Source organism: uncultured Ruminococcus sp., from assembly GCF_947301925.1.
Taxonomy (GTDB): Bacteria; Bacillota; Clostridia; order Oscillospirales; family Ruminococcaceae; genus Ruminococcus.
Genome location: NZ_CAMYUE010000006.1, coordinates 13,041 through 38,867, shown reverse-complemented (window position 1 = coordinate 38,867; position 25,827 = coordinate 13,041). Strand labels below are relative to the sequence as shown.

Below are 25,827 nucleotides of genomic sequence, written 5' to 3'. Positions count from 1 at the left end.
ATAATATTTACCCCGAATTGCAGGTCAGCCCTGCACGCTGTGCTCTGCGGCATCGTTCATATCCGACTTCGCCCTTCTGCCCTCGCAGGCGTCGAGGCCTCCGCCAACGGCGATACCGAGACATATGCCGATACACATACCCATTATCATATTGTGGAAGAAAATACCTCCGAAAAGCATACCGAGAGCAATGCCGAGACACATGAATGTAGTCATATTGGAGCTGTCCATCTTCCTTGCTTCGGTAACTGCGTATTTTTTTACATCTTCATTTTCCATAATAAATTCCCCTGTCTATCACATCTCATTGAGAATGATATCCAGTCCCTTTTCCATTTCTGTCCTGAGACAACCGCTCCTGTACCCCATGACCATGACGAACATGGCCTTTCTGAGCTTGTCGTCGTCTTCGATCTCCTTTGAATTCTCAGCCACCTCGCGTGCGACCAGCTCCTTGATATGGTCGCTGTCGAAGGCGCCCTCGTCCTCGGCGGTAAAGATTATCCTGCAAAGGATATCATAGAGGAGGACCTCCTCGATGATATCGTCCGAAGTATCCTCAACGTCGCCGTTTATGTAGCGCATAAGGTTTGCGATGTCCTCCAGCTTCATAGCCTTGCGGAGCATATTGATAAGCAGGATACGCAATATCTGCTTTTCCGAATATTTCTTGCCTTTGGTAGCCGACACCCAGCCGCGCTTGATCCAGTTCTGGATTGTAGTGCCCTCCAGGCCTGTGAGCTTAGAGAGCTGCGACAGCGTAAGGCCGCCTGTAGCTTCAAGAACGGGCGAGATCAGCGAAAATGCGGACTCTCTTGCCTGTTCGGAATATTTCATAGTAGTACCCGGGATAAGTCTATTCATAGTCCTCAACTCCTATCAGATGATGATATGATTATATCACAGGTTCATGTGAACTTCAAATATTGTTATCCGGCGTTTTCGGGTTTTTTAGGAGATTTTTTTGCATTTATCATTATATTTCATAAGTTTTCATAATTTTTCGCATTTTTTCACATTGGTCTGACAACTTAGCAACAGCCGTCTTGCTAAATCCAATATAATATGATATAATAGTATAAACCATAATTCGCACTTGCAGGGACGGACATTGGCCGTCCGCAAAATTCATGTTTATTATAAATGGCTGTGATCGGCAGGCGGATTTGCGCTGTAAGCGATGTACGATCAGCGATATCAATGATCGTGAGCGGGTTTACGAGCGGCAACGCGGCAAGGGTGCAGCGTCACGCTGCAAGTTTTGATTTGCAGAAGGAGATACTATGATAATAATGTCAGTGGATTTCGGCGACTCCAGAACAGGTATCGCGGTCTGCGGAAAAAGCGAGATGATCGCCTCTCCCGTCACCGTCATAGCCGAAAAGGACTTCACAAAATGTATAGAAAAGACCGCCGCTCTTGCAAAGGAGCAGCGTGCGGAGCAGATAGTCGTAGGCTATCCCATGAATATGAACGGAACGGTGGGCGAGCGTGCCGAAAAATGCAGGCTCTTCGCCGAGGAGCTGGAAAAGCTAACCGGGATACCCGTTAAGCTCTGGGACGAGCGCTGCACCACCGTATCAGCCCATAATGCGCTGAACGTCACCAATACCCGCGGCAAGAAGCGAAAGGCAGTTGTGGACGCAGTGGCGGCAGTCCTCATCCTCGAGAGCTATCTGGGCTACAGGCGCAACTCGGGCGAGCCTACATAAGCACCGACTTTATATCGTCAAGCAGATTTCCTGCGGCTTTGAGAGTTTTCCCCGCGTCGCGCTTTATGCTCATTTTCTTCATGGGGCGGGCGTTGGAAAGCGCATAGCAGGCAAAGCCTATTACAGCTCCCGCAGCGGCGCCCTTGGCAAGTGACATCAAATTCATATCATAAATACTCCGTGATTTATTATCCGCAAGGGCGGACAGTAATATTATCTGAAAAATATGCTGAAGTATACCGATATCACGAAAGGAAGAATTTAATGAAAAAACTTCTTATAACATCTTTATTATTAAGTTTTGTCACCATGTTCGGCTGTTCTTCGGCTGAAAAGAGCTCCCCGGAGAGCATACAGGATACTACTGCCGCGGCAGAAACGACTACGGAAGCCGAAACGACTGCCGAAGCCGCCACAAAGGAGAAAAAGGTATACGATTACGTTCACGGCGAGGACGGATACTGTAATATTGCGGACGAAATTTCCGATTTTAAAATGGAAACGCAGAAATACGGCACCTGCTGGATTTATGCAGGTGTGGCAAGCATGGGAACAGCCTACGCTAAAAAATACGGCAGCTATCCCTCTATAGACCAGCTCGAGCTGCTCGACATCACCTATATAAATGAAAAGAATGAAGGTTTTTTCCCGAAAGGAAGCGATGATCCTAAAGAAATTGGCGGCTGGCAGTGGATGTTGACAGAAACTCTGACTAACGGATTCGATGACTATGTTATCGACAGCTCGGTAATTCTTGATGTGGACGACCGCGAAGCTATAAAAGAAGCTGTGAAAAACCGCGGCGGAGTCGCTATCGGAGTAAACGATACCGATGAAAAGTATAAAGGCTGGTTCGGACAGTATTATACTCTCAATTATACAAGAAAAGACTTTGACCATGATATTGCCATAATCGGCTATGACGACCACTTCCCGAAGGATTACTTCAAAGAGCCTGCTTCCGAGGACGGTGCGTGGATCTGCTATAACAGCTCTTTGGGCTCGGCAGGATTCTTTTATGTATCCTATTGTGCGCCTTTAGAGTATGGCATAAGCCACTCCGTAACCGATAAATACGGTGATATCCTCAGCTATGACGCAGGCAATGAACAGGATAAGTACATAAAAACAGGCGAATGGACAAATACCGCAAATGTTTTCCATAAGTCGGGCAAGCTTTCCGCTGTGGGAACATATAATGACTTTGACGAGCAGAATATCAAGATACAGGTATACAGCGCCGACTTCAAGGATATCCTGTATACACAGGACGCTGTCCTCGATTATCACGGCTATCACACCGTAGAACTTGATACCCCCGTTGATGTTTCGGATTTTGCCGTTGTCATCTCTTACGAAAAGGGCGCTCCCGTTGAGGGAGAGGATATCGACTACGGCGACACTGAATACAAGACCGTTTCAGAAAGCGGACAGTCCTTTGTATACATCGATGACTGCGTAACGGGCTGGAAGGACCTCACCGACGCTGATATAAAAAATCGCTGGATATTGACTTTGAGCCCAACAACTGCTGTATAAAGGCGCTTTTCGCCAAATAAACGAGCTTTTTTCTCCGCACGACGGAGTGAAAATAAAAATATACAAAACAGAAGGATAATTATGCAAAACCTCAATATCGTCCTTGTAGAACCTCAGATACCGCAGAATACGGGAAATATCTCCCGGACCTGCGCCGTTACGGGAGCAAGGCTCCACCTCGTCCGTCCGCTGGGCTTCGAGGTCAGCGACAGACACCTGAAGCGTGCAGGCCTTGACTACTGGGACAAACTGGACATAACCTATTATGACGGCCTTGAGGACTTCTTTGAAAGGAACAAGGACGGCCATTTCTTCTACTTCACCACAAAGGGACTTCACGTCCACAGTGAAGCGGAATACCCCGACAACTCCTACCTGATCTTCGGGCGGGAGGACAAGGGACTGCCCGAGGAGCTCCTCCGCGACAATCCCGACAGATGTGTAAGGATACCCATGCGCAATGAACTGCGCAGCCTCAATCTCTCAAACTCCGTGGCAATAGCGGTATACGAGGTGCTGAGGCAGTGGGACTACCCCGACCTTTCCCGAGAGGGAAAACTGACAAAATATCAATGGTAAAGGAGATAATGATATGTCAAAGATAGCTATGCTCACCGATTCATGCTGCGATCTTCCCAAGGAGATCATTGACGAGCTTGGTATAAAGCTTCTTCCCTTCACTCTCACCGTAGGCGGAGAGAGCTTCAAGGAGACCGTAGAAAAATCCCCCAAGGAATTCTACGAGCTTCTGGAGACCACAGACGAGATACCCAAGCACTCCCAGATATCTCCCGTGGAATTCTTTGAGGCCTACAAGGAGCTCTACGAGGAGGGCTATACGGATATAATCAGCGTATCCATCAACTCACTGGGCTCAGGTACATACAACAGCTCCCTCATAGCAAAGGACGATTTCTATGAGAGCTTCCCCGAGGCAAAGGATAAGCTGCACATACACAATCTGGACTCCAAGTGCTACACACTTTTCTATGGTTATCCCGTAATGGAGGCCGCAAAGAAGATACGCCGCGGCGCAGATGTACAGGAAATAATCGCCTATCTTGAGGACTGGTTCAACGTATGCGGAGTCTACGCGGTGCCCTTCAATCTGAAGTACGCAAAGAAGTCGGGACGTATCTCCGCAGCCAAGGCCTTTGCAGGCGAGCTTCTGGGGCTGAAGCCCATAATCCTCTTTGCGGACGGCGTTACCGAGACCGTTGAGAAGATAAGGGGCGAAAAGAATATAGTCCCCAAACTTGTAGAGACGCTGGAAAAGAATATGACTCCCCAGACTCCCTATATCATCGTATACGGCAGAGACGATACCGTTGCAAAGGAAGTCGAGAAGGAGCTGTATAAGAAGACAGGCCGCAAGGCCGAGATGTTCGGTAATATAGGCGCTGTAGTAACGGCAAACATAGGCCCCGACCTTGTAGCCGTAGTAGTAAGGCGCAAAAACAAGTAATACTATGTAAGGGCAGTTCCATAGAACTGCCCTTTTTATTATATCAGCTGTTACTGCATCTTATAAGAATCGATCATCTTCTTGACCATGCTGCCGCCGATGGAACCTGCCTCGCGTGAGGTAAGATCACCGTTATAGCCGTCCTTGAGGTCGATGCCCAGCTCGTTGGCTGACTCCATCTTGAATCTTTCGAGAGCCTCTCTGCCCTTCTGTGTCATTACGCCCTTGTTATTGCTGTTATTGCTCATTGCTGTTTCTCCTTTGGATTTATTATGATGCCGTGATAGTAGTATAGCCTTCATGACTTTTTTTATGACATGGAAATAAATGTTGAGAAAAAAACGAAAAAAGCAACAGAAGTGTAAAGGCAGGCGGAATTGCCGTATCCTGCGTCGGTCAGCGGACATCGTCCATGTTCACGTCTCCTGAGCCCGCGCTGACATCCGGGATACATTTCTGCTCCGCGCCTTACTTTTACCGATAAGATTTCGCGCCCTGACGGCAGAACCGTCAGGGCGCGTTTTCATAGGGTTATTTTATACTGTTTTCCCGCCGTGAACGGGCGATGGCTGCCGCACCTGCCAGTATCAGAAGCATTGCTCCTGCGCAGGCTGCGACTGTCCGGACGTCGTTGTTGCCGGTCTGCGGCAGATTGATCTCTTCTCCGTCCGCATCCGTGCCGATGCCCGTTTCCGGGTCGATTGTATATGTTTTGGCTTCATAGTTTTCATCGTCGAGCTCGATCATCACTTTGTCAGGTGCAGCGATCGCTGCGATCACACGAGCGGGTTCGGTCTCATTCTTCTTCTGGTAGTCGTTGATCGCCCATTCCTTCAGAGTCTCCAGCGGGATCGCCGTTTCGGAAAGTGCAGGGACCTCGTTCAGGTCGATTGCATTTCCGAAACCGTCAACACCTTTCAGAGTAAACGGATTGATGCCGTACATCGCCAAAGAGTCGATCGCGAAATAACTGATGTTTCCATTGTCCTGTAAAACACCGTAAGTCAATTCGCAGTTTTCGCCGGTTGTCACATTATAGTATTTCTGTACCAGCGAACGCAGCTGTTCATCTTCATAATGCTCTTCCTGTGTATACGGGATCTCCGAATACAGCAGCAATGATGACGGTGAACAGTTTTCCCATGTAATCCTCAGAACGCCTTTATCATTTACGCCGAGTTTTGCCTTATGCTCGCCGTCGTCGGCATAAAAGACCATATTGCCCTTTTCGTCGATAGTATATGTGAAGTGACTATTGTTATTCGGTCTGCCCATATGCTGATAGCCGTTTGTAAAGACCATACCGCTTTCGCCGTCCTCATAGAAGACGTAATATGCCTCTTCGGAGTTTTCGTAATAGGTTCCCGGCGTGATCGATGCAACATTCCCGACATTTACTTCCACCGTACCGAATCTAAAGAAGCTGACGTAACCTGTTATCAGCGAAGCATTTGCATATTCAATGTCTTCTTCTCCGTTTTCATTGATATAATGTATCTGCAGGCTGAAGCTGTTCGGAGCTTCCAGATAATAATCAACATTGGTGACTTCAAAGCCGGTGAGATCCTCGAATTTTTCCTTTGCAATCTCAGTGAATGTTTCCAGCGGATACATCTTTACTTCATCAAGATTCTCATAATACGAATAGATGACAACATTTGACGCTGTCCCGGTTTCCGTATCTTCCCATTTCATTTTCTCATTGCTGTAAAACTGTACCTTGAAAGACGGAATTCCTTCGATACCGTCTATTGTCAGTATATTGTTGTTCAGCTTATAGCTGCCTTCATGTACCGAAGTGGTCAGGAAGTCCATGTAGCGCACCTTATCGCCGCGGAATTCGTATAAGCCCTGCCCGAAATGCAGCCATAAGCCTTCGGGAATGGTCTCTATGGTGCTTTCCTCCGATTCGGCAGCGACCACATAATTATAGGCCTTGTCAAGAACTGTAATGGTGTAATCCGTCAGATCTGTAATGTCATATTCAAGTGTGACGCTCTCATCTTTTCCTGACAGCGGGATACAGTCTGCGAAAGAATACAGCGCTGTCAGAGAATGCTTCGGCGCTGCGTACTGATCCGGAGAGAGTGCAGTCAGAAATGCAGGCAGATCAGAGATATTCTCTGCGTCGCTGACCGTATTCAGTACATTACCCGTACGATACAGACCGCACCAGAGTTCCAGCAGTTCCTGCGCATTCAGCGGGCATTTGGACATTTCCGCGTCGAGGGCATAGCCTTCACCGTTGCCGATAACATAGACGCAGTCCAGCGCCATATTGTCGGAACACGTCAGCGCCAGTATCTTTCTGCCGTCCTGTTCATATACCTTGCTCTCAACATCAGGTGCTTCTCTGTCGATCCAGAAGCTTTTTTCGAAAAACTGCGGATTGTTTTCTGATGATTCACAGTGTGCATGAGTCCCGATACGGAACGTATACTCGCCGTCTTCGCATTTTCCGAAATCAAATGCTTTACTGTAATAGCCGTTTGCCGTGAAATGAGTGATATGATCATCGCCCAATTCATGCGGCACGGGCAGTTCATCTGAGTAATCATGCAGCAGATTGCCTTCAGGATCTATGATCTGCGTTACAAATGAGCCCTGTCGGTATGTATGTCCCTGTAAGCCGTAGAAGCTGTCTGCAAGGCCGTCATCGTTAGGCGAGATCCAGCTGTTAACGCTTCCGCTTTTCAGCTCCTGGAGCTCCTCTGCGGTGGCATATTCCTCAATGTCTACGTCCAGATTGACGGTGCCGTCGATATAACTGATATATTCCGTCGGAATACGGTTTATGATATCCTGCAGAAGCGGGAGCACCTCACCGATGGTTCCGCTCGGAACGCAGCAGTTGTTGAATAATACCATATCCCGCAGGCTGCTTTCGTCGATGATTGGCACAGCTCCCCAGTCGCCGTGGAAGCCCAGAAGCGGAATGCTGATATCACAGCAGTTCTCTGCACCCTTAAGCAGCAGATAGCCCTCCACGAAAAATCCGTTGCAGAAGGCTTCGACAACGGCTGCCGTTTCTGCGGGATCCAGCGAAACGGAGATCGTCTCCTTGCGGGTCTCGCCCGCTTTGCTTTCCAGCAGGCCGGAAAGATCGGCGGTGCAGTTAAGCATCCGCTGTCCGGAAATGACATCATAGCCGACAATAGGGTCATAGGCGCTGCCGTCTGTCATCAGTACCAGCGATGCATCTGTGAAAGCGACGTCCTCCGTGCTGATGTTTTCAAGCGTCACGTCAAAGCTGAAATCGTCGCCCAGCATATCATAGAGATTGATCTTAGCTGAGCCCTCCGAGCCCGTCATCATGACCTTTTCGTCGGACAGACGATCCATCGCCACCAGACCTGCACCCTGACGCCTCGGCTGAACGTATTTATCGTTCTTCATCATCGGTTCAGCGGCGTTCATCAGCATATTGCGGACATAATCCACCTTTTCGCGGCCTTCCGCCGTGAGACCGTTCTCCTTGAGATACTGCCTTGCGATGGCCGTACAGCCTGCAAGAAACGGTGATGACATAGATGTGCCGGACATGACTTCCGTACCGCCGCCATAGGCTGCCGCCTTGACGCTGCCGCCGATGCCTGCAATGTCAGGCCTCAGATCCAGCGACGAACCAACGCCCCATGACGTATATAAGCTGACGGCCGGATCGATATGCTCGACCACATAGGTTCCGTCGTTTGTCAGTACCGGATCAACGGCATTTTTCAGCATCTGGCCTTCCTCATAGGTGATGCAGGCAAAAGGTGCATCAGAATAATAGGGAACATATTCCATGCCGTCCGAGTCTTCCTTGTCGATGAGGATTATGCCGACAGCGCCGCTTGTTTCTGCGTAATATGCCATTGTCTGGAAGGAGATCATTCCACGCTGGATCAGCATCAGCTTGCCTTTCAGTTCCGGCATTCTGAAACTCAGCTTTGTACCGTCACCGCAGTCCACAAGCTCATAATCGCCGAGGGGCAGCTTCTCCGAAAGATAGATGAGCTGATTGAATATAGTGCTCATCGGGCGATAGCAAAGTTCAACATCACCGAATTTGAGAATGCTTCTCCTTACGTCGGAATCATTGTTGACGGAAGCGACCAGCATGGCGCCGCTGTCCGGTGCCACATTTACATTGATAGTCGTGATATCCGGATAAGCAGGCTTGTTATGCCTGCCAAATGCGTTTTCACCGTTATCTGCATTGCCTGCGGACATACAGATATTGATGCCGGCGTTATCGCAGGCGGTCATGGCTTCGTCAATAACACCGCCGGCTTCATCAGCATATGTACCCCAGCTCATATTGATGACATCCGCGTGAAGGCGCACGGCATCTTCCAGCGCCGCCATCGCTGCCTCGGTACTCACATAGTAACCGTGCTCTCCGCAGCTCATGAAGACGATCTGTGCGTCCTTTGCAATGCCGGAGATAGTGTCGCCGTCCGCGGTGGTGAATGTATTGCCCGCTGCAATACTGGAAACGTGAGTGCCGTGATAGGCGTCCGGATTGGCAACTCCGCCGTAGATATCGTCGTCCACATAATCGACAACATATGGCAGCTTGCTGGAAATATAGGCGCGTTCCGGATCAATATCCAGGTGCAGTGAGCCGCTCTCAGCCAGTTCGGTGATGTCGTCCTTGGTGAGTGCGGTGTCGATATCATCTGCCAGCGCGGCAAACATCGGGTGGGTGACGTCCAGCTCGCTGTCCAGCACGGCGATGACCTGTCCTTCGCCCGTGCAGCCGGTATCGTTCTGGAATGCGGGAATACCGCCGATTTCCTGTGCGCGGGCGAGCATCGGCACTTCGATATCCTGTACGCGCTCAACGGATGAAACGCCCGGTAGAGCTTCAACGGCCGGGATAAGGTCCTCCGGCAGCATACAGCTGAAACCGTTGGTCAGCAGCGTGTAGCGGTATTTGACATTGAGCTCCGGATACAGTGCGCGGATGTGTTTTTCCACAGCCTGCTGCTGTGCCTGAAGCGTGTCGGTTTGAGCGGCAGCATCCTCTGTGTCCATATAGGCGATACCGTCCTCGGCGGCTTCTTCGCCGCTCAGAACAGCGTCACCGTCGATCCTTACGATGACTTTTACAGGGTCTGTGCCGGGTGCGGTGCATTCTGCGGCTTCGGCAGCGGACGCCCGTATGGCGCTGCCCCTCTGCCAGCCTGTGCCGCAGAAGCCGAATACAGCTGCTGCTGCAAGACAGAATGCTCTGTTTGTGAATGTGTGTTTCAAATAAGATTCTCTCCTCTCCAATATAAAGTACTTTAATTATAATATATAAGTTTATGTTTGTCAACAATGAATAACATGATTTCACCTGTGATCTGTATTTTATGCAAAAATGCAATCAAGAGAACCGTTGTATCATAATTAAAACAGCATTGCTCAGCCTTTTAAAAAGCATTTCCGTTATAGCTATAAATAAATCCGCCCGTTATGGGCGGATTTATCTGATCGCTGTTATTGTATCCTGCTTCCGCCCCATTCAACGACGGTAAAGCCGTTTCTTTCAAAGGTTTCAAGCTGCTGCGGCTCGATATCGATCGCGTCCTCCAGGGGGACATACGCCATGAACACACGCAGCAGGCTGTCAGGAGAAGGTGTGATATTCAGTTTTGCGGAATCGGTATATACATCGCCCTGGAACGAGATGAGATTATACCTGTTATGCTCCATCAGCGGCAGCCAGTATACGATGAACTCGTTCATTTCGTCTTCTGTCAGGCCCATATATGCAAGCTTTTCCCTGAGGAAGCTCTCCGTATCACTTCCCGCAACGCAGAAGCCCTTTGAAAAATCAAATCTTGTGCGGCAGTTCACTGCGTCCCAGAACAGATATCTGTGATGTGTACCGTCTGCCTTGTTTACGAGCTTTCCGTCAGGATATGCGGTCACGTCCCAGCCGTTATTATACTTCGGATATGTGGTCGAGAGCTCTGCTTCCGTCAGCTCAAGCTCAACATGAACATCGGTTTTCTGCTCAGGATATAGGTAAATGACAGGCTTTGCAGCAACTGCTTCATATCTTACTGTTTGAGTTACATCATCGTCTTTAAATATCCTTACCCAGCCATACTTATCCCTGTATCTGGTAAAGATCCACTTATCATCATTATTCTGATAGCCGATCTCTCTTATCATTTCTCCCCTCGGAATCGAAGCGATAGCGCTATAACTCTTGTCGGGACCTGAATACAACGTCAGACCATCTTCAAGCACCGTAAGATAAGGGGGGGCGAATTCAATATAGTTATCAGGTTCAACATAAGGAGCTTCCAGCGTCTGAACAAGAGCTTTCTTCATCAGACACAGGTCAAATACATTCAGCTCATTGTCATTGCAGAAGTCTGCCGCTTTCCAGCTGACAAGCTTTACATCAGCTGAGCACAGCAGCCACTTCTGCAGCAGTACAACATCGGCTATATTAAAGCTGCCGTCATCGTTCACATCGCCTGTGGGAGTGAATTTCAGCTTAAAAACAAGATTATAGGAGTTGTTATCATTTCTATTGATGCTTGATTCAGTACCTACAATAGAATAGTTCTTAATCTCGCTGCTCTTCTCAAGATGAAATGTGTATTCACGGTCTTTGGATAAATCTGCATATTGAACGATAGATGGATTTGCATTCAGCCCCGTAATAGCAGGATTTTCAATATATCCGTCACCAAGATCACACTCCCTGAACAGCATATATCCGAATTCTGTATCACTGTCGTTTTTATATATGATCGGTTCGTTTGTATCTGCATCCACAAGGCTGACTCTTACCTGACCGGGGAGAAGAATGGTCTGCGCGTTATCAAGCACAGCACAGTCCGCAGTCAGTGTACAGGTTGTAGGCTCATCCGGATCAGGTCTTACATCGGATGTGCGTATCCATGATATCTTTTCAGTTCCGTCCTTCACTGCCTGATATACATATATCTTGTCAATGGAACCGTCGTCATACAGATCGGGCACCTGCATAGTACAGTCGGACGTCAGAAGATACTTTATGTTCTCATATCTGTTATTGCTGTCAGGCTCCCATTTGTCGCCGAACTGGTCCACCTTCATCGTACAGAACACAACATAATTGTCCTTTACGGAAACATCACCGTTTTTCTTCGTATACTCATTATACTCAGACTTACTGTCAGGCAGCCAGCTGAAGATATCTGTTTCGGTGATATTCAGACTCTTATCAACCGTGAAGCTGTATCCGGCAATTGCAGAAGGCTCCTGATTTTCAGGAGTTTCCTTGACCTGTTCATGGGGATCGACGATAGTCAGATCAATGTCGCCCTGTTTCAGCGGCTGATAGACAAACACATCAAAGCAGGTCTCGGTCAGCTCATGAGTGTAGATCTCATGCTTCAGTTCGGCACCCATTCCCTCAGAGGGCTTCAGTTCATATCCGTATGTATCTTCACTCCGTCCTTTTCTTGCACGGTCAGGGTATACAATGCAGATCAGACCGTTGTCAATATGCGTTGCTCCATAGTTATTTCTGAACTCCACGGCGGAATCAAAATCAGACGGGATCCAGTCCGGAAGATTAGCAATAGCACCTGTGTCCCCTGCATACGAAACAGGTACAGAAGCATTAAATGCAAGGGGTGTTAGTGCGGTTGCTGCTGCGACAAGAGCAGCGGTCAGTTTTTTTAGTTTCATATCATTCGCCTGCCATTCTTCAGATTTGCAGCATATAGCTGCTTGACTCCATTATACAACAGTATTATGCCGAATGCAAGATGTATTTTGCCCTTTTGGAGCGCTGCGGCGGAGCAACGTCCCTCCGGCTGTTTTTGTGCGTTGAATATAGGAGGCTTTATCATATGCAATGACTTCTTTGCGGAATGTGAAACTGCTCCTTGAAAAATGAAAAAAGCTATGCTATAATAGTAATATTGTCAAAATGAATAACATTAAAAAGAGCATTGAAGGTACGTTTATCCCGGCAGCGGAAATCATCAGATACCTACCTGCATATAGTATGTAGGCATCATCTTATGTCCTGACGATCTCACGCTGTTCCGCGAGAACTCCCATTGCTGTTTCTCCTTTGGATTTATTCTGATGCCGTGACAGCAGTACAGCCTTCATGACTTTTTTTGACATGAAAAAATGTTGGGAAAAAATCTGAAAAAAATGTGAGAGGATCAATGCTCTTGCCCGTCTAAGTAATGCAGATATTTTTAATAAGGAACGTGATTGCGCTATGATATTATCAGTATTAGTACCAATACTGTCCTTTGCAGCAGCCTTTGCCGCCCATTTAGCCCTTGAAAGGAAATACGGCGGAAAGCTTAAAGAGGACGTGAAGAAATTCAGGATAAGGCTCGTCGGAGCCGCCTGTGTGCTGGTTTGCGTCCTGCTTTTCATCACAGCTCTCGTATACTCCAATATGATAGACGGAAAAAGCGGTCTTTCTGCTGCCGCATTAGCAGCCGCCTGCCTGCTCACCTTCTCCGCCCTGCTTGCGGCAAGGTACATAAAGAGCAGTAAAGCCGCAAAGCTCCTCAAAAAGGGAGCTGTCTGTGCACTGGTGCTAATTGCAGCGGAGGTAATTCTTTTCAACGGCAAGAGCTTCACGCACATAAAGGAAGTAACCGATATCCCCCTTGATACGGTAAAGCTCAGCCAGGAGGCGGAGCTCACCGAAAGCAAGGAGATACGCATAAAGAGTTCGTCTATCCTTGAGATGCCGAAGCTTCCCGACAGCACCACCGTCCTTGAGATCGGCCTGGACTCAAAAAGGACCACCGACGCCTTTGATGTAAAGCTGCGCATGACAGACGACAATATCACCTCTCAGGCAGTGACCGTACAGCACAAGCACCCAAAGGGATATGATACCACAGTATCCATGAGCTTCAGGCCTTACGGAAAGATAAGGACGCTGTCTTTATTCATAGACCGTCCCAACGAGGACATTACTGTCCGCAGCATAAAGGCTCTCAGCGCTCCGCGTTACAGCTTTTCGGCCATACGCTACTTCTTCCTTCTGGTGCTCTGCCTTGTACTCATAGCAATAAAGGAATACCGCTTCTATACAGTTACCTACGACAGAAAAAAGACCGCCCACATAATTGCTGTGGGAGCTATGACTCTTCTGGTGACATTTTCCGGACTGCTTTTCTCGGCTCCCGATCAGAAGCTCAGAAACTATCCCGATATAGACGATCTCTGCGTTGATCCCTTTGTTGCCACCTACGACGCTTTCAGCAAGAAGCAGACCTACATAGATACCGAGGTGGACGAGAAGCTTGCCGGGATGAACGATCCCTACGATAACAATTACCGCGGTCAGAACGGTATCTCATTTATGTGGGACTACGCCTTCTACAAGGGACATTACTACTGCTATTTCGGCGCAGCTCCCGTTCTGACCTATTATGCGCCCTTCTATAAGCTGAAAGGCTCCATGCCTACTATGGCAATGGCCAATAACTTCTTCGCAGTGCTGGGACTGCTGTTCATGTGTACGGCTATTCTCTCCGTGATAAGACTGCTGAAGCTGAAGGCAAATCTGCTGCTTCTTCTCCTGATGATGCCCACAGGCGCAGCCGCCATGGGCTTCTGGTTCGCGGCAAACTGCATTGACAGGTATACCCTGCCGTGCCTTGCGGGACTATGCTTCCTTATGATATGCCTGTCCGCAGGAATGACCGCCATATGCACGAAAAAGAAGATAAAGCAGCTAATACTGCTGTTCATAAGCGGCGCCTCCCTGTCCCTCTGTGTGGGCTCACGTCCCACTATATCATTCTGCGCGGTGATACTCATACCCTATTTTATAGATATAATCCGCGACAAGAAGCAGAAAAAGAGCTCCAGGGCAATACAGACTGCCTGCTTCCTCGTGCCTCTTATGATCGGTGCGGTACTGATAATGATGTACAACAATGCACGTTTTGATTCGCCATTCCAGTTCGGCAACATCTACCAGCTGACGGTGAGCAATGCTGCGGCAAACGATCTTTCACTGACCTATCTCCCCGACGCCATCGGTCACTACTTCATACAGCTGCCGAGATTCAGGACAAGCTTCCCCTTTATCGAGGCCTTCCCCATAGACCGTGATAATTATCAGAAGTTCTTCTATATATCGTCGGGCTGCGGAGCTCTTTCTTATCCCGTACTGCTCTGGGGAATGTTCATGCTGCCCTACGCCCTCGGCAGAAAGGCCGAAAAGCCCGCCGACCGCCGCAGAAGGCTGGTGATATGGCTGTGTCTGGCGGTATCGGTCATAACCGCATGGCTGGATTTCTCAATGGGCGGCATCGTTACCCATTACATCTTCGATATGACTCCCCTGCTGTTCATCGCCTCTATGACAGGCGTGTTCCGCAGCTGCGAAAATCCCTGCAAAAACAGGAGCAGATACGTCCTCTCGGGAGTTGTCATGGCGGCGACTATGGTCTTTACCTTCGCCCTCTGCTTCGATCTGGTTGGCTCTACTCTGCTTACCCATTATCCTCATCTCCTTGACAAGGCCGAGGATCTCATAATATTCTGGCAGTAATCAGTGTTGTCCGCTTGCTGTTAACAGGTCGGGCATCGCTGCCAGCCCGTCCACGGGCTATCACTTCCTTTCATAAAAGTGCCGTAAAGGGGTATTTTTCAAACGGAAACGGTTGAATAAGAAAAAAATAATTTTTGGTTTCTCCTTTATGTACAAAAACAAGCGTCTGTATTTGTGGCATTTCACAATACAGACGCTTTTTTGATAGCCGTTAATAATTGTCGGTGAAGCGGTGTACTCCCTCATTGTCCTTGTAGGCTATGACCGTGTTCACGTTGACGTTCTCCACGCTGCGGAAGATGTTCTTCTCCACCTGGGGGTTCACCTTCTTCAGCTCGGCGATGAGGTTCTTTATCTCCAGACGCTTTGACACGGAACGGCTGTCGGGAGCGCAGGTGGTGCAGGTGTCCGTGAACTTGCAGGCGCACTGTATGAAATGCAGGCCGTTATAGTCGCGCCAGTGCTTTATTTCGTCCTCCCTGACCAGATACAGGGGACGTATCAGCTCCATGCCCTCGAAATTTGTGCTGTGGAGCTTCGGCATCATGGTCTGTACCTGTCCGCCGTAGAGCATACCCATGAGTATGGTCTCGATAACGTCGTCAAAATGATGTCCCAGTGCTATCTTGTTGCAGCCCAGAGCCTTTGCGTGGCTGTACAGGTATCCCCTTCTCATGCGTGCGCATATGTAGCAGGGATTCTTCTCGATATTGTACACGGAATCGAATATGTCCGACTCGAAGATATGCACGGGAATGGACATTGAGCGGGCGTTCCCCTCGATAACGCGGCGGTTCTCGGGACTGTAGCCGGGGTCCATAACAAGGAACACCAGCTCGAAGGGGAATTTGTCGTGGCGCTTCAGCTCCTGAAAGAGCTTCGCCATGAGCATGGAGTCCTTTCCCCCCGATATGCACACGGCTATCCTGTCTCCCGGCTGCACAAGCTCGTACTCGTTTATGGCCTTGGTGAACTTGCACCATATGGACTTCTTGAACTTCTTGCGCAGACTCAGCTCTACTGCCTCGGTGACCTGTCTGTTCTCCATTTTCAGCCTCAGCCACTCCACATAGCCTCCTGTGAGCTCACAGGCCTCATAGCCCCTTTCACAGAGACCGTCGGCAGCCTCTCCGCTTATTATGCCGCTGCGGCAGTATACTACCAGCTTTTTGTCCGCAGGCAGCTCCGCAGAGGAGAGCTCCTCCGGGGGTATGTTCACGGCTCCGTCTATGTGTCCGTACTCAAAGGCGGAGCTGTCCCTCATATCTATGAGCATATATTCGTCCGCGCCAAGCTTTTCCAGCTCTGCAACGGTAATGCTGTCACTCATCATAACACCTCATTGCTTTTTCTCTATTGGCAGCTCAACGGTGAATACCGTTCCCCTGCCTGCTTCACTTTCCACACGGACGGTGCCGTTGTGGTACATGACGCCGTGCTTGACTATGGAAAGACCAAGTCCGGTGCCCTTTATCCTCCGCGAGCGGCTCTTGTCAACACGGTAGAAGCGCTCGAAGATACGGCCTATATGCTCCTTCGGTATGCCCATGCCCGTATCGCTGACGGTTATTATGGCTCTCTGCGGGATATGCGCTATCTTTACCTCCAGCTTTCCGCCGCTTACGTTGTACTTTATGGCGTTGTCGCAGAGATTGTACAGCACCTCGCTGAGTATGGTCCTGCTGCCCGTAAGGGACACCCTCTCCCCCGAAAGCGAAGTGGTGACGCCCTTTTCTTCGGCGCTGAGCTTCAGCCTGCCCAGTACCTCCTCCGCAAGAGCATAGAGCTCTACGCTCTCATTCGGACGTGGAGCCGCGTCCTCCTCGTCAAGCTTGGAGAGAGAGACTATGTCGTTTATAAGATTTATGAGCCTCTCGGACTCGCTGCGGATATTCTCGCCGAACTGCGCAACGTCCTCCTGCTTCACCATGCCGTTGGCCAGCATATCAGCCGTGCCGTATATGGTGGTCAGAGGCGTTTTCAGCTCGTGGGACACGTTGGAGGTGAACTCGCGGCGCATGGTCTCAAGCTCCTGCTTCTCCGTTACGTCCATGATGAACACCACCAGTCCGCAGACAGTGTCGATGCTGTTGGCAGGGCTGGCGATGACCTCACGCTGGCCGTCTCCCGTGCGGAGTATGCACTCGGAGCGCCTGCCGCCCAGAGCGTTCAGCAGGCAGCGGCGGAAGGTCTCGGAATTGTTCAGGGCGTAGACGCTCTGCCCCTCGGTGAAGGAGCCCGCGCCCAGAAGCCGCTTTGCACCGGAATTGCAGGTAAGTACGTTGAGCTTCGGGTCCGCTATGATGAGGCCCTCTGTCATGCTCTCCGTCATAAGGGCGAACTGCTCGCGGCTGCTGTGTATCTCGTCCATCTGTCGGGTGACCTTGATGTTCTGGCTGCGGAGCTTCTCCAGCAGGGGCGCAAGCTCGCTGTAGCTCTTTTTTATGTGGGGGTGGGCAAGGTCTATGTCGTTTATGGGCTTGACTATGTTGCGTGAAACTCTCGAAGCCGCCAGCGCCGAAAACAGCACCACCAGCGCAAGGGTCAGCAGCATGGGCGTCAGTACCTTCAGAAGCTGAGCCGTCAAGGAGGTATGGGCTCCCGATACTCTTATTATATTGCCGTCACTGAGCCTTACGGCGTGGTTGACGGTCTTTTTCATTATGGTGCGGGAATAGCGCGAGGAGCTTCCCTCGCCGTTCTTCAGGGCTTCGCGCACCTCGCTGCGGTCGGAGTGGTTCTCCATGGAAGCGGCGTCCTCCTCGGAATCGAACAGCACGCGTCCGCTGCTGTCTATGAGCGTCACGCGGATATCGTCGGATATGTCCGCGGTATCAAAGTAGGCCGCGCCCTCCTTCTCCACCGCCGAGGCTATGAGCCGCGCGTCTGTCCTTGCCTGTGCGGCGGCGGTCTCTGCGGAGCTTCCGTAGAGTATGGCGGTGACTATGATTATGACTGCCGCAACGGAAAGCAGACATATGGTGATTATGCCGAAAAATATCTTCTTAGTCAATAGACTCGTCACCTGCCTTGTAGCCTACTCCGCGTATGGTCTCTATCATATCCCCGCAGTTTCCAAGCTTATGGCGGAGAGTCCTTATATGGACGTCCACCGTGCGGCTCTCGCCTGCAAAGTCGTAGCCCCATATCTCCCTGAGAAGGCTCTCACGGGAGAATACCTCTCCCCTGTGCCTCATGAGCATGAGCAGCAGGTCGTACTCCTTCAGGGTCAGCACTACCTTCTCACCGTCGGCAAAGACCTCGTGCTTCGAGGGATAAACGCATATGCCGCCCAGTTCCAGCCTTTCAGCACCTGGAGGTGCATCTGACGTGCGGCGCAGCAGCGCCTTTATACGCGAAATAAGCTCCAGTGTGCCGAATGGCTTGGCTATGTAGTCGTCGGCGCCGCTGTCCAGTCCCTCCACCTTGTCCAGCTCCGTGCCCTTGGCGGTGAGCATTATCACGGGGAGCTTACCTGTGGCGGGGGCGCTGCGGAGCTTCTTCAGCACCGTCAGGCCGTCCTCCTCCGGCAGCATACGGTCAAGGAGCAGCAGCTCGGGAAGCTCCCTGTCCATGGCCTCACGGAGAGCGGAGGGCGTCTCGAAGCCCTCGGCCTCAAAGCCCGAGCTCTTCAGCGCATATATCACGAAGTTCCTTATGCCTTCCTCGTCCTCAAGCATATATATCATGTAAAGCCTCCCTTACGAGAATTGATCATCATGGTGTTGTCTGCACTACTCACTATTATACGGTAAGCGGCGGAAAAATTCAAGCCCCCTGTTAAAAACAGCCGAAAATACGCGGCAATGCGCCATAAATTTTTTGTGTATTTTTTTAAAATACAGTTGAATCTCTCCGCCTTTTGTGCTATAATGTAATGTGCATACTTTTGCAATCTTATAAAGATCCGCCTTTTTCCGGTACACAGAAAAGTGCGGAGGATCGGAGATATTATGAACTTCACAGATATTTTTGTACCACTCGCTCAGATCTCGGATACGGAGAATCCTACCATCTTCCCGTTCCCTTTCTGGATGCACCTCACCCTTGCTGTTATTTCACTGATCTTCTTCAGCTACAGGTTCGCAGTTCAGAAAAGACCGTTCCAGCTTATCTTTGCTATAGCTCCCGCTATATCTCTTCTCCTCTGGACATCAGATAACAAGACCCTTTTCTATGGCATAGGCATCATCGAGCTGGCTCTGATACTCATTGCCATTATCGCCTCTGTCATCATCAAGCCCAAAAAGACCGAGGAGGCTGCTGCCGACAAGGAAGACAAGGCTGACGAGAAGTCCGACGAGGACAGCGATGAGGAGTCCTACGAGGACAGCGACGAGGACGACGACTCCGAAGAGGACGAGGAGGAATAAACAGTGAAAATCGCGGTCCTTGACTGGTATACAGTAAATATAAGCGGTGATATCCCCACAACTCAGCTTGAGGAGCTGGGTGAGGTTAAGATAATCCCCCTCACAAAGCCCGAGGACACCGCCGCCAATATCGGCGACGCGGATATCGTCCTCTGCAACAAGGTGCTCATTACCAAGGAGGTCATGGACGCCTGCCCAAATATAAAATATGTAGGCCTTTTCGCTACGGGCTTCAATAACGTGGATATCGAATATGCCGCTCAGAAAGGCATCGCCGTCTGCAATGCGGGTCAGTACTCCACAAACGCCGTGGCTCAGCAGACCTTCGCATATATCCTTGACCGCTTCAGCCGCGTCAGGGACTACGATACCGCCGTAAAAAACGGCGAATGGGAACGCTCTCCTGCGTTCTCCTATTTCCCCGTCCCAACTGCCGAGCTGGCAGGCAAGACACTTGCCGTGGTGGGCTTCGGCTCCATCGGCAGGAAGGTGGCCGAGATAGGCGCCGCCTTCGGCATGGATATAGTGGTCAGCACAAGGACTCAGCCAAAGGACTGCCCCTATGAGGTCACCGACCTTTATACGGCTGCGGAAAAGGCCGATATCATCACCTTTCACTGTCCCCTTACGGACAAGACCGCAGGCATGGTGAACAAGGAGCTCATTTCACATATGAAGCCATCGGCCATGCTGATAAATACCTCTCGCGGCAGAGTTGTGAACGAGGCCGATCTGGCCGATGCTCTGAACAGCGGAAGGATAGCTGCCGCTTATCTCGATGTGCTGGTGAAGGAGCCTATGTCTCCCGATACTCCCCTGAAAGGCGCGAAGAACTGCGTTATCACCCCCCATACCGCATGGGCTCCCCTGGAAACGAGACAGCGCCTTGTGGATATCGTTTGCGGGAACATCAGGGCGTGGCAGAAGGGAAAACCTCAGAATAAAGTCAACTGAAGGAATTACTTATGAGAAATATATCCGAAAAAAAGCGTATCGTCATAAAGCTGGGCACATCTACCCTTGCCCATAAGACGGGAAAGCTCAATATACGCCGCATGACCAATCTTGTCCGCGTTATTTCCGACCTCCACAACTCGGGACGTGAGATAATCATGGTGTCCTCGGGCGCTGTGGGTCTGGGCGCAGGAAAGCTGGGGCTTCCCGAAAAGCCGAAGGACACAAAGACCAAGCAGGCTGTTGCCGCTATCGGTCAGTGCGAGCTCATGCACGTCTATGACGATATGTTCGCAAAATACAGCGTCACCGTGGCGCAGATACTGCTCACAAAGGCAATAATCAACAACCCCAGCCACTGCGACAACTTCATGAATACTGTGGAGAAGCTGGTGGATATGGGCGTTATCCCCATAGTAAACGAAAACGATACCATCGCTATAGACGAGCTGGAGCTTGAAATAGGCGAGAACGACTCCCTTTCCGCCCTCGTTGCGGAGCTGTCGAGAGCCGATCTGCTGCTGATACTCTCCGACATCGACGCTCTCTATGACGACGATCCCCGCTGCAACCCCGACGCTAAGCCTATACCCCTCGTTGAGAAGATAACTCCCGAAATAGAGGCTGTGGCAGGCGGCGCAGGCACAAGTCTGGGCACGGGCGGTATGTCCACTAAGATAACCGCCGCCAAGATAGCCACCAATGCAGGGATAGATATGGTCATCATGAACGGAAAGGATCCCGAAAAGCTCTACGACCTCTTTGAGGACAAGGACATCGGCACCCTTTTCAGGGCACAGTAACGGAGGAGCGCTATGGTTGTCTCAACAGGCGCTGAGCGCGTTTCCAAAGAGGATACATACCTCAACTGCGCAGAGGTCTTCGCATACAGAAGCACCTGTCTGAAGCGGAAATACGGTGCTGTCATCGTAAAGAATGACGCCGTTATCTCCACAGGCTACAACGGCTCGCCCAGAGGCACCGAGAACTGCTGCGACAGAGGCGAATGTCCGAGGATACCATTGGAGCTTCATCAGGGCGAGGGCTACGGTATGTGCAGGGCAGTCCACGCGGAGGCAAACGCTCTCCTCAACTGCTCCCGTGAGCAGACCGTGGGCGCAGATCTCTACCTCACAGGTGTGAATCCTGCGGACGGCTCCACTCATCAGGCAAAGCCATGCCCGCTGTGCGCAAGAATGATAATACAGGCAGGGATAAGGAACGTTTATCTCCGTCAGAGCAGCAATGCGGAGGACTATACCGTCATTCCCGCAGCTGAACTGGAATGGTTCAAGACTGAATGATACAAAAATATACATACAAGAGGTGTAATTATGAGTTATACAGAGGAACTGGGCATAAGAGCCAAGGCTGCGGAGGCAGCTGCGGCAGGTGCCTCCACCAGAATGAAGGACAGCGCCCTTGCTGCTATATCAAAGGCGCTCATCGAAAACAAGCAGCTTATCATCGAGGCTAATGCCAAGGACATCGCTGCTGCACAGGCAAACGGCATGACTGAGGCCAAGCAGGACAGACTCAAGCTGGACGAGAAGCGTATCGAGGGCATCGCCAAGGGCGTTGACGAGCTCATCGCTCTCAAGGATCCCATCGGCGAGGTCATCGGCGGCGGCGAGCGTCCCAACGGCTTGCAGATAATCAAGACCCGTGTGCCCCTGGGCGTTATCGGCATAATCTACGAATCACGCCCAAATGTTACCGTTGACGCCGCTGCACTGTGCCTCAAGGCAGGCAACGTTGTTATCCTCAAGGGCGGCAAGGAGGCCATAAACTCAAATGTGTGCCTGGGAAATATAATGAGGAAGGCTGTGGAGGAGGCAGGTCTCCCCGCAGACGTTATACAGGTAGTGGACAACACCGACCGCGAGACCACCAACGAGCTCATGCGCCTCAACGGCTATGTTGACGTTATTATCCCCAGAGGAAGCGCCAACCTCATACAGGCAGTTGTGAAGAACGCCACCGTTCCCGTTATCGAGACAGGCGCAGGAAACTGCCATGTGTATGTGGATTCCTATGCGGACCTTGACATGGCTGTGGAGATAACCGACAACGCCAAGACCCAGCGCCCCTCGGTGTGCAACGCTATCGAGAGCCTGCTGGTACATAAGGACGTGGCCGACAAATTCCTGCCCATGATCGCAGAGCGCTTCAAGGAGCACGATGTGAAGATATACGGCTGCGACAGGACCATCGCCATTCTCGGCGACGGTATTGAAAAGGCTACCGAAACAGAGTACGCCACCGAGTTCAACGATTACATCATCGCGGTAAAGGTAGTCGATGATATCGACGAAGCTATCGCTCATATAAGGAAATACAGCACCAAGCATTCCGAGTGCATCGTTACGGGCTCTCTTGCAAATGCAAGAAAGTTCCAGAAGCAGGTAGACGCTGCGGCTGTCTACGTCAACGCTTCCACTCGCTTCACCGACGGCGGTGAATTCGGATTCGGCGCAGAAATAGGCATTTCCACCCAGAAGCTCCACGCAAGAGGTCCCATGGGACTTTCAGAGCTTACCACAGTAAAATACCTGATCAACGGAGACGGTCAGATCAGATAAGCAGGGCCGCTCCTTCGCGGCAATGTCATAATTCTTTCACTTGTTTTGGAGGTCGAAATGGCTATTAGAAAAGATCTTGACGATATGCTCAACAGCCTTATGGAGGGCGGCGGCAGCGGAAGCTCCCCCACTCCTGCACGGAGCCATACAGCTCCAAGGGCTGTGCGCAAAAGCAAATTCGACAGTATGTCCGTGGACGACCTGCTCCACGCCCTTGAGGAGGAAAAGCACCACCTCGAGGACGAGCAGCCTGTGATTCCCGATAATACGCCCCCTGCGTCATGGGAATTCGCTCCGCCCACACATGAGTTTGCTCCGCAGCAGGAGAATACCGTCGTCAGGGAGGCTGCTCCCGAGGAAGTTCCCGATATAATTTCCGAGGTGATGCACACCGAGCCCTCTTTGGAAACCACAAGAGTGTTCGATTCGGTTCCCATGAACGAGGAGCTTCCCAAGCCCGCAAAGAAGAAAAAGATCGTCATAACGGGAGAACTGCCCGATTATGACGCGCTCCGCCGCGAGGAGATGGAGAGAGAGCAGCAGGCTCAGAGAGCCGCAGAGGCGGCTGCCGAGGCTGCAAGAGCTGCCGAAAGAGAGCGCAGAGCCGCAGAGGCTGCTGCGGAGAGGCAGCGTCTGGCCGAGGAGGCCGAGCAGCGCAGGCTAGCTCGTGAGGAGGCCGAAAGAGCTCGTCAGGCAGAGGAAGCCGAGAGGCAGCGCCGTCTGGCTGAGGAGGCCGAAAGAGCTCGTCAGGCAGAGGAAGCCGAGAGGCAGCGCCGTCTGGCTGAGGAGGCCGAAAGAGCCCGTCAGGCAGAGGAAGCCGAGAGGCAGCGCCGTCTGGCCGAGGAGGCCGAGAGAGCCCGTCAGGCTGAGGAGGCCGAAAGAGCCCGTCAGGCTGAGGAAGCCGAAAGGCAGCGCCGCATAGAAGAAATGAAACGCCTTGCAGAGGCCGCTGAGGAAAAAGAACCCGAGCCTGTGACCTTTGCAGAGGAAATAATCGTCAACTCAACTGCCGCTGAGGACGACGTTGACGCAGCTATAGAGGCTCTCGGTGAAGCAGCCGCCGCTCCCGCGGAAAACGTGGAGGAGGCTGCGGCAGAAGCTGCCGAAAAGCCCAGGAAGATCAGCATTTTCAAGAAGCTGAGAGGCAAGGGCAAGGAAGAAGCCAAGCCCGAGGAGGAAACTGCTCCCGAGGAAGGTCTCTTTGAAGCCGATGAAAACGAGCCCTCGGCAACAGAGCTCCTTGACGCTGCTATCGCAGCCATACACGATGAGGAGGTCTCCCACGAAAGCGACCCCGTGGGCAGTATGCTGGAAAATATCCGCGAGGACGCCGCAGAGGCCATTGCAGATATAGACTCCGCCGACAAGGTGGAGGATAAGACAGAGGAAAAGTCTGCCGAACCACTTATAATGTCCGATGAGGATATCATCAGCGGTCTTACTCCCGATCTGCTGGAGCGTTTCAAGGCGCTCCCTGCCGACAAGCAGCAGCAGGTCATCGAAATGCGCCGCGCTCAGATGGGCGCCATAGCTCCTCCTGTCGTTATGGACGAGCCCGAGGAGGATATGCTCCCCGATGAGGATATCACCGGGACCGAGGAGAATACACCCGAGACCTCAGAGGAAACTGCTCCCGAAAAGGAGGAGGGCTCAGAGGCCGAGGAGAAGTCCGAGGACAAGAAGGAAGACGAAAAGAAGCCCGAAGAGACCGAGAAGCCCAAGGGCAAGGTCACAGCCGCTCTGGAGCGGATCCTCGACGAGGATCCCGACGAGCTCATCGCTCAGCGCAGTGAGAATACCGAGAGCAGCTCCGCAGAGACCTCCGACGGCAATAAAAAGAAGCTCATATACACCATTCTCGGCGTTGTTATGACCGCATTTGCAGTCATCGGCATTATTGCCACCATCGCCAAGGGCGTGGGTCTGGCTAAAAGCTTTACCTCGGGCGAGGTGAAGAAGGACAGCTTCACTCAGATGATCTACCCCGCCGCTATAATGGATATAGAGCCCTTCAGCGATCCCTCGCAGCTCACCTCGGAGCAGATCGTCACTGCTACCATATGGTCGATCATAATGGACGACAGCAAGATCTCCAAGTACGATCTCACCCTCGATACCGTAACTATCCCCGATGTTGATGTTGAGAAGTACGCCGTGGAGCTCTTCGGCGAGAATATCCCCCAGTTCAATCACTGCACCGTGGGTCCCATAGAGTCAAGATTCTATTACTCCGACGGAGCCTACAACGTTAAGGTGAAGCCTATCACCCACACATATGCTCCCGAGGTCAAGTCCATAGTCAAGAACGGAAACGAGTATACCCTGACAGTGGACTATATCGCCGAGCTCCCCCAGTGGATGGAAAAGAGCGTGGCCAAGCAGGCCGAGTATAAGCTCACCGAGAAGGAGGACGGCTCCTTCCGATTCAATTCCATGAAGATACTCTCTGTGAACAGCGGTAATATATAAACTGCCATAAGATCTGCCCCTGAGCGCTTCGTAACGCTCGGGGGTATTCTGTTTATCCGGGTGACGGGATAAACATGAATCTTGCGGACGGCCTATGGCCTTCCCTACAAGTACAAATTACAGCTTGTATCAGTACAGGCCACGGGACTTGCTCTGTTGCGCAAAAAGTTACAATTAAGGAAAATTACTGCTGAAATTATTACAAAAAAAATAC

At 51.1% G+C, this 25,827-nt stretch carries 20 protein-coding genes; 11 read left to right on the top strand and 9 right to left on the bottom strand.

Translation table 11 applies throughout. The features are described 5' to 3' along the window. Positions 1 to 24: 24 nt before the first annotated feature. Both Q0Y65_RS08920 and Q0Y65_RS08915 read right to left on the bottom strand, forming a co-directional pair. Complete coding sequence (locus tag Q0Y65_RS08920; RefSeq protein WP_297958966.1) at positions 25 to 279, bottom strand: hypothetical protein; 255 nt, start codon at positions 277 to 279, stop codon at positions 25 to 27. Between the two features lie 18 nt (positions 280 to 297). After that, positions 298 to 864, bottom strand: a complete 567-nt coding sequence (locus tag Q0Y65_RS08915; RefSeq protein WP_297958964.1) for a DUF1836 domain-containing protein — start codon at positions 862 to 864, stop codon at positions 298 to 300. Between the two features lie 419 nt (positions 865 to 1,283). Between Q0Y65_RS08915 and ruvX the strand changes: the two genes are divergently transcribed. Beyond that, positions 1,284 to 1,712, top strand: coding sequence for a Holliday junction resolvase RuvX (ruvX, locus tag Q0Y65_RS08910; protein WP_297958962.1), 429 nt, complete (start codon positions 1,284 to 1,286; stop codon positions 1,710 to 1,712). Here the strand turns inward: ruvX and Q0Y65_RS08905 are convergent. Then, positions 1,705 to 1,878, bottom strand: coding sequence for a hypothetical protein (locus tag Q0Y65_RS08905; RefSeq protein ID WP_297958960.1), 174 nt, complete (start codon positions 1,876 to 1,878; stop codon positions 1,705 to 1,707). The two genes, ruvX and Q0Y65_RS08905, sit on opposite strands and share 8 nt — an antisense overlap. A gap of 98 nt (positions 1,879 to 1,976) precedes the next feature. Between Q0Y65_RS08905 and Q0Y65_RS08900 the strand changes: the two genes are divergently transcribed. From Q0Y65_RS08900 to Q0Y65_RS08890, 3 genes are all read left to right on the top strand, one after another. After that, entirely contained in the window at positions 1,977 to 3,251 is a 1,275-nt protein-coding gene (locus tag Q0Y65_RS08900) for a lectin like domain-containing protein (RefSeq protein ID WP_297958958.1), read from the top strand. 81 nt (positions 3,252 to 3,332) lie between these two features. Continuing rightward, complete coding sequence (gene trmL, locus Q0Y65_RS08895; protein ID WP_297958956.1) at positions 3,333 to 3,830, top strand: tRNA (uridine(34)/cytosine(34)/5-carboxymethylaminomethyluridine(34)-2'-O)-methyltransferase TrmL; 498 nt, start codon at positions 3,333 to 3,335, stop codon at positions 3,828 to 3,830. 13 nt (positions 3,831 to 3,843) lie between these two features. Then, a complete protein-coding gene (locus Q0Y65_RS08890) occupies positions 3,844 to 4,716 on the top strand; it encodes a DegV family protein (RefSeq protein WP_297958954.1) in 873 nt (290 codons plus the stop codon). Between the two features lie 50 nt (positions 4,717 to 4,766). Here Q0Y65_RS08890 and Q0Y65_RS08885 read toward each other — a convergent pair whose 3' ends face one another. The 3 genes from Q0Y65_RS08885 to Q0Y65_RS08875 all read right to left on the bottom strand — a co-directional run bounded on the left by Q0Y65_RS08885 (position 4,767) and on the right by Q0Y65_RS08875 (position 12,381). After that, positions 4,767 to 4,964 (bottom strand): alpha/beta-type small acid-soluble spore protein, encoded by a 198-nt coding sequence (locus Q0Y65_RS08885; RefSeq protein WP_297958952.1) that lies wholly within the window; start codon positions 4,962 to 4,964, stop codon positions 4,767 to 4,769. 283 nt (positions 4,965 to 5,247) lie between these two features. Next, positions 5,248 to 9,957 (bottom strand): S8 family serine peptidase, encoded by a 4,710-nt coding sequence (locus Q0Y65_RS08880; RefSeq protein WP_297958950.1) that lies wholly within the window; start codon positions 9,955 to 9,957, stop codon positions 5,248 to 5,250. Between the two features lie 228 nt (positions 9,958 to 10,185). Beyond that, a complete protein-coding gene (locus tag Q0Y65_RS08875; protein WP_297958948.1) occupies positions 10,186 to 12,381 on the bottom strand; it encodes a dockerin type I repeat-containing protein in 2,196 nt (731 codons plus the stop codon). Positions 12,382 to 12,928: 547 nt separating this feature from the next. On the opposite strand from Q0Y65_RS08875, the gene Q0Y65_RS08870 reads away from it, so the two are divergent. Then, a complete protein-coding gene (locus Q0Y65_RS08870) occupies positions 12,929 to 15,235 on the top strand; it encodes a hypothetical protein (protein WP_297958946.1) in 2,307 nt (768 codons plus the stop codon). Positions 15,236 to 15,446: 211 nt separating this feature from the next. Here the strand turns inward: Q0Y65_RS08870 and Q0Y65_RS08865 are convergent, their stop codons facing one another. Genes Q0Y65_RS08865 through Q0Y65_RS08855 form a run of 3 tightly spaced genes read right to left on the bottom strand, consistent with a single transcriptional unit; the run spans position 15,447 to position 18,924 of the window. Beyond that, complete coding sequence (locus tag Q0Y65_RS08865) at positions 15,447 to 16,568, bottom strand: ATP-binding protein (RefSeq protein ID WP_363293536.1); 1,122 nt, start codon at positions 16,566 to 16,568, stop codon at positions 15,447 to 15,449. A gap of 6 nt (positions 16,569 to 16,574) precedes the next feature. Then, the gene (locus Q0Y65_RS08860; protein WP_297958942.1) at positions 16,575 to 18,248 is read right to left on the bottom strand and encodes an ATP-binding protein; all 1,674 of its coding nucleotides are present in this window, start codon (positions 18,246 to 18,248) and stop codon (positions 16,575 to 16,577) included. Further along, positions 18,241 to 18,924, bottom strand: a complete 684-nt coding sequence (locus Q0Y65_RS08855; protein WP_297958940.1) for a response regulator transcription factor — start codon at positions 18,922 to 18,924, stop codon at positions 18,241 to 18,243. Before Q0Y65_RS08855 ends, Q0Y65_RS08860 begins: the two co-directional genes overlap by 8 nt. Positions 18,925 to 19,188: 264 nt before the next feature. Between Q0Y65_RS08855 and Q0Y65_RS08850 the strand changes: the two genes are divergently transcribed. From Q0Y65_RS08850 to Q0Y65_RS08825, 6 genes are read left to right on the top strand one after another with little or no spacing between them, the layout of a single operon-like run. Next, complete coding sequence (locus Q0Y65_RS08850) at positions 19,189 to 19,608, top strand: hypothetical protein (protein WP_297958938.1); 420 nt, start codon at positions 19,189 to 19,191, stop codon at positions 19,606 to 19,608. A 3-nt stretch (positions 19,609 to 19,611) separates the two neighbouring features. Beyond that, the gene (locus tag Q0Y65_RS08845; RefSeq protein WP_297958936.1) at positions 19,612 to 20,562 is read left to right on the top strand and encodes a D-2-hydroxyacid dehydrogenase; all 951 of its coding nucleotides are present in this window, start codon (positions 19,612 to 19,614) and stop codon (positions 20,560 to 20,562) included. A gap of 11 nt (positions 20,563 to 20,573) precedes the next feature. Beyond that, positions 20,574 to 21,365, top strand: coding sequence for a glutamate 5-kinase (proB, locus tag Q0Y65_RS08840; protein WP_297958934.1), 792 nt, complete (start codon positions 20,574 to 20,576; stop codon positions 21,363 to 21,365). 12 nt (positions 21,366 to 21,377) lie between these two features. Continuing rightward, positions 21,378 to 21,866, top strand: coding sequence for a dCMP deaminase family protein (locus Q0Y65_RS08835; protein WP_297958932.1), 489 nt, complete (start codon positions 21,378 to 21,380; stop codon positions 21,864 to 21,866). A gap of 30 nt (positions 21,867 to 21,896) precedes the next feature. Further along, a complete protein-coding gene (locus Q0Y65_RS08830; protein WP_297958930.1) occupies positions 21,897 to 23,144 on the top strand; it encodes a glutamate-5-semialdehyde dehydrogenase in 1,248 nt (415 codons plus the stop codon). A gap of 57 nt (positions 23,145 to 23,201) precedes the next feature. After that, positions 23,202 to 25,613: a hypothetical protein gene (locus Q0Y65_RS08825; protein ID WP_297958928.1), complete on the top strand. Its 2,412-nt coding sequence runs from the start codon at positions 23,202 to 23,204 to the stop codon at positions 25,611 to 25,613. Positions 25,614 to 25,827 lie beyond the last annotated feature (214 nt).

Excerpts from the sequence above, each read along its gene's own strand:
- Q0Y65_RS08885 (WP_297958952.1), bottom strand. The coding sequence starts at position 4,964 with ATGAGCAATAACAGCAATAACAAGGGCGTAATGACACAGAAGGGCAGA.
- Q0Y65_RS08870 (WP_297958946.1), top strand. The coding sequence starts at position 12,929 with ATGATATTATCAGTATTAGTACCAATACTGTCCTTTGCAGCAGCCTTT.
- trmL (WP_297958956.1), top strand. The coding sequence starts at position 3,333 with ATGCAAAACCTCAATATCGTCCTTGTAGAACCTCAGATACCGCAGAAT.
- Q0Y65_RS08890 (WP_297958954.1), top strand. The coding sequence starts at position 3,844 with ATGTCAAAGATAGCTATGCTCACCGATTCATGCTGCGATCTTCCCAAG.
- Q0Y65_RS08915 (WP_297958964.1), bottom strand. The coding sequence starts at position 864 with ATGAATAGACTTATCCCGGGTACTACTATGAAATATTCCGAACAGGCA.
- Q0Y65_RS08920 (WP_297958966.1), bottom strand. The coding sequence starts at position 279 with ATGGAAAATGAAGATGTAAAAAAATACGCAGTTACCGAAGCAAGGAAG.
- Q0Y65_RS08835 (WP_297958932.1), top strand. The coding sequence starts at position 21,378 with ATGGTTGTCTCAACAGGCGCTGAGCGCGTTTCCAAAGAGGATACATAC.
- ruvX (WP_297958962.1), top strand. The coding sequence starts at position 1,284 with ATGATAATAATGTCAGTGGATTTCGGCGACTCCAGAACAGGTATCGCG.
- proB (WP_297958934.1), top strand. The coding sequence starts at position 20,574 with ATGAGAAATATATCCGAAAAAAAGCGTATCGTCATAAAGCTGGGCACA.
- Q0Y65_RS08830 (WP_297958930.1), top strand. The coding sequence starts at position 21,897 with ATGAGTTATACAGAGGAACTGGGCATAAGAGCCAAGGCTGCGGAGGCA.
- Q0Y65_RS08825 (WP_297958928.1), top strand. The coding sequence starts at position 23,202 with ATGGCTATTAGAAAAGATCTTGACGATATGCTCAACAGCCTTATGGAG.
- Q0Y65_RS08850 (WP_297958938.1), top strand. The coding sequence starts at position 19,189 with ATGAACTTCACAGATATTTTTGTACCACTCGCTCAGATCTCGGATACG.
- Q0Y65_RS08875 (WP_297958948.1), bottom strand. The coding sequence starts at position 12,381 with ATGAAACTAAAAAAACTGACCGCTGCTCTTGTCGCAGCAGCAACCGCA.
- Q0Y65_RS08900 (WP_297958958.1), top strand. The coding sequence starts at position 1,977 with ATGAAAAAACTTCTTATAACATCTTTATTATTAAGTTTTGTCACCATG.
- Q0Y65_RS08855 (WP_297958940.1), bottom strand. The coding sequence starts at position 18,924 with ATGATATATATGCTTGAGGACGAGGAAGGCATAAGGAACTTCGTGATA.
- Q0Y65_RS08905 (WP_297958960.1), bottom strand. The coding sequence starts at position 1,878 with ATGAATTTGATGTCACTTGCCAAGGGCGCCGCTGCGGGAGCTGTAATA.
- Q0Y65_RS08865 (WP_363293536.1), bottom strand. The coding sequence starts at position 16,568 with ATGATGAGTGACAGCATTACCGTTGCAGAGCTGGAAAAGCTTGGCGCG.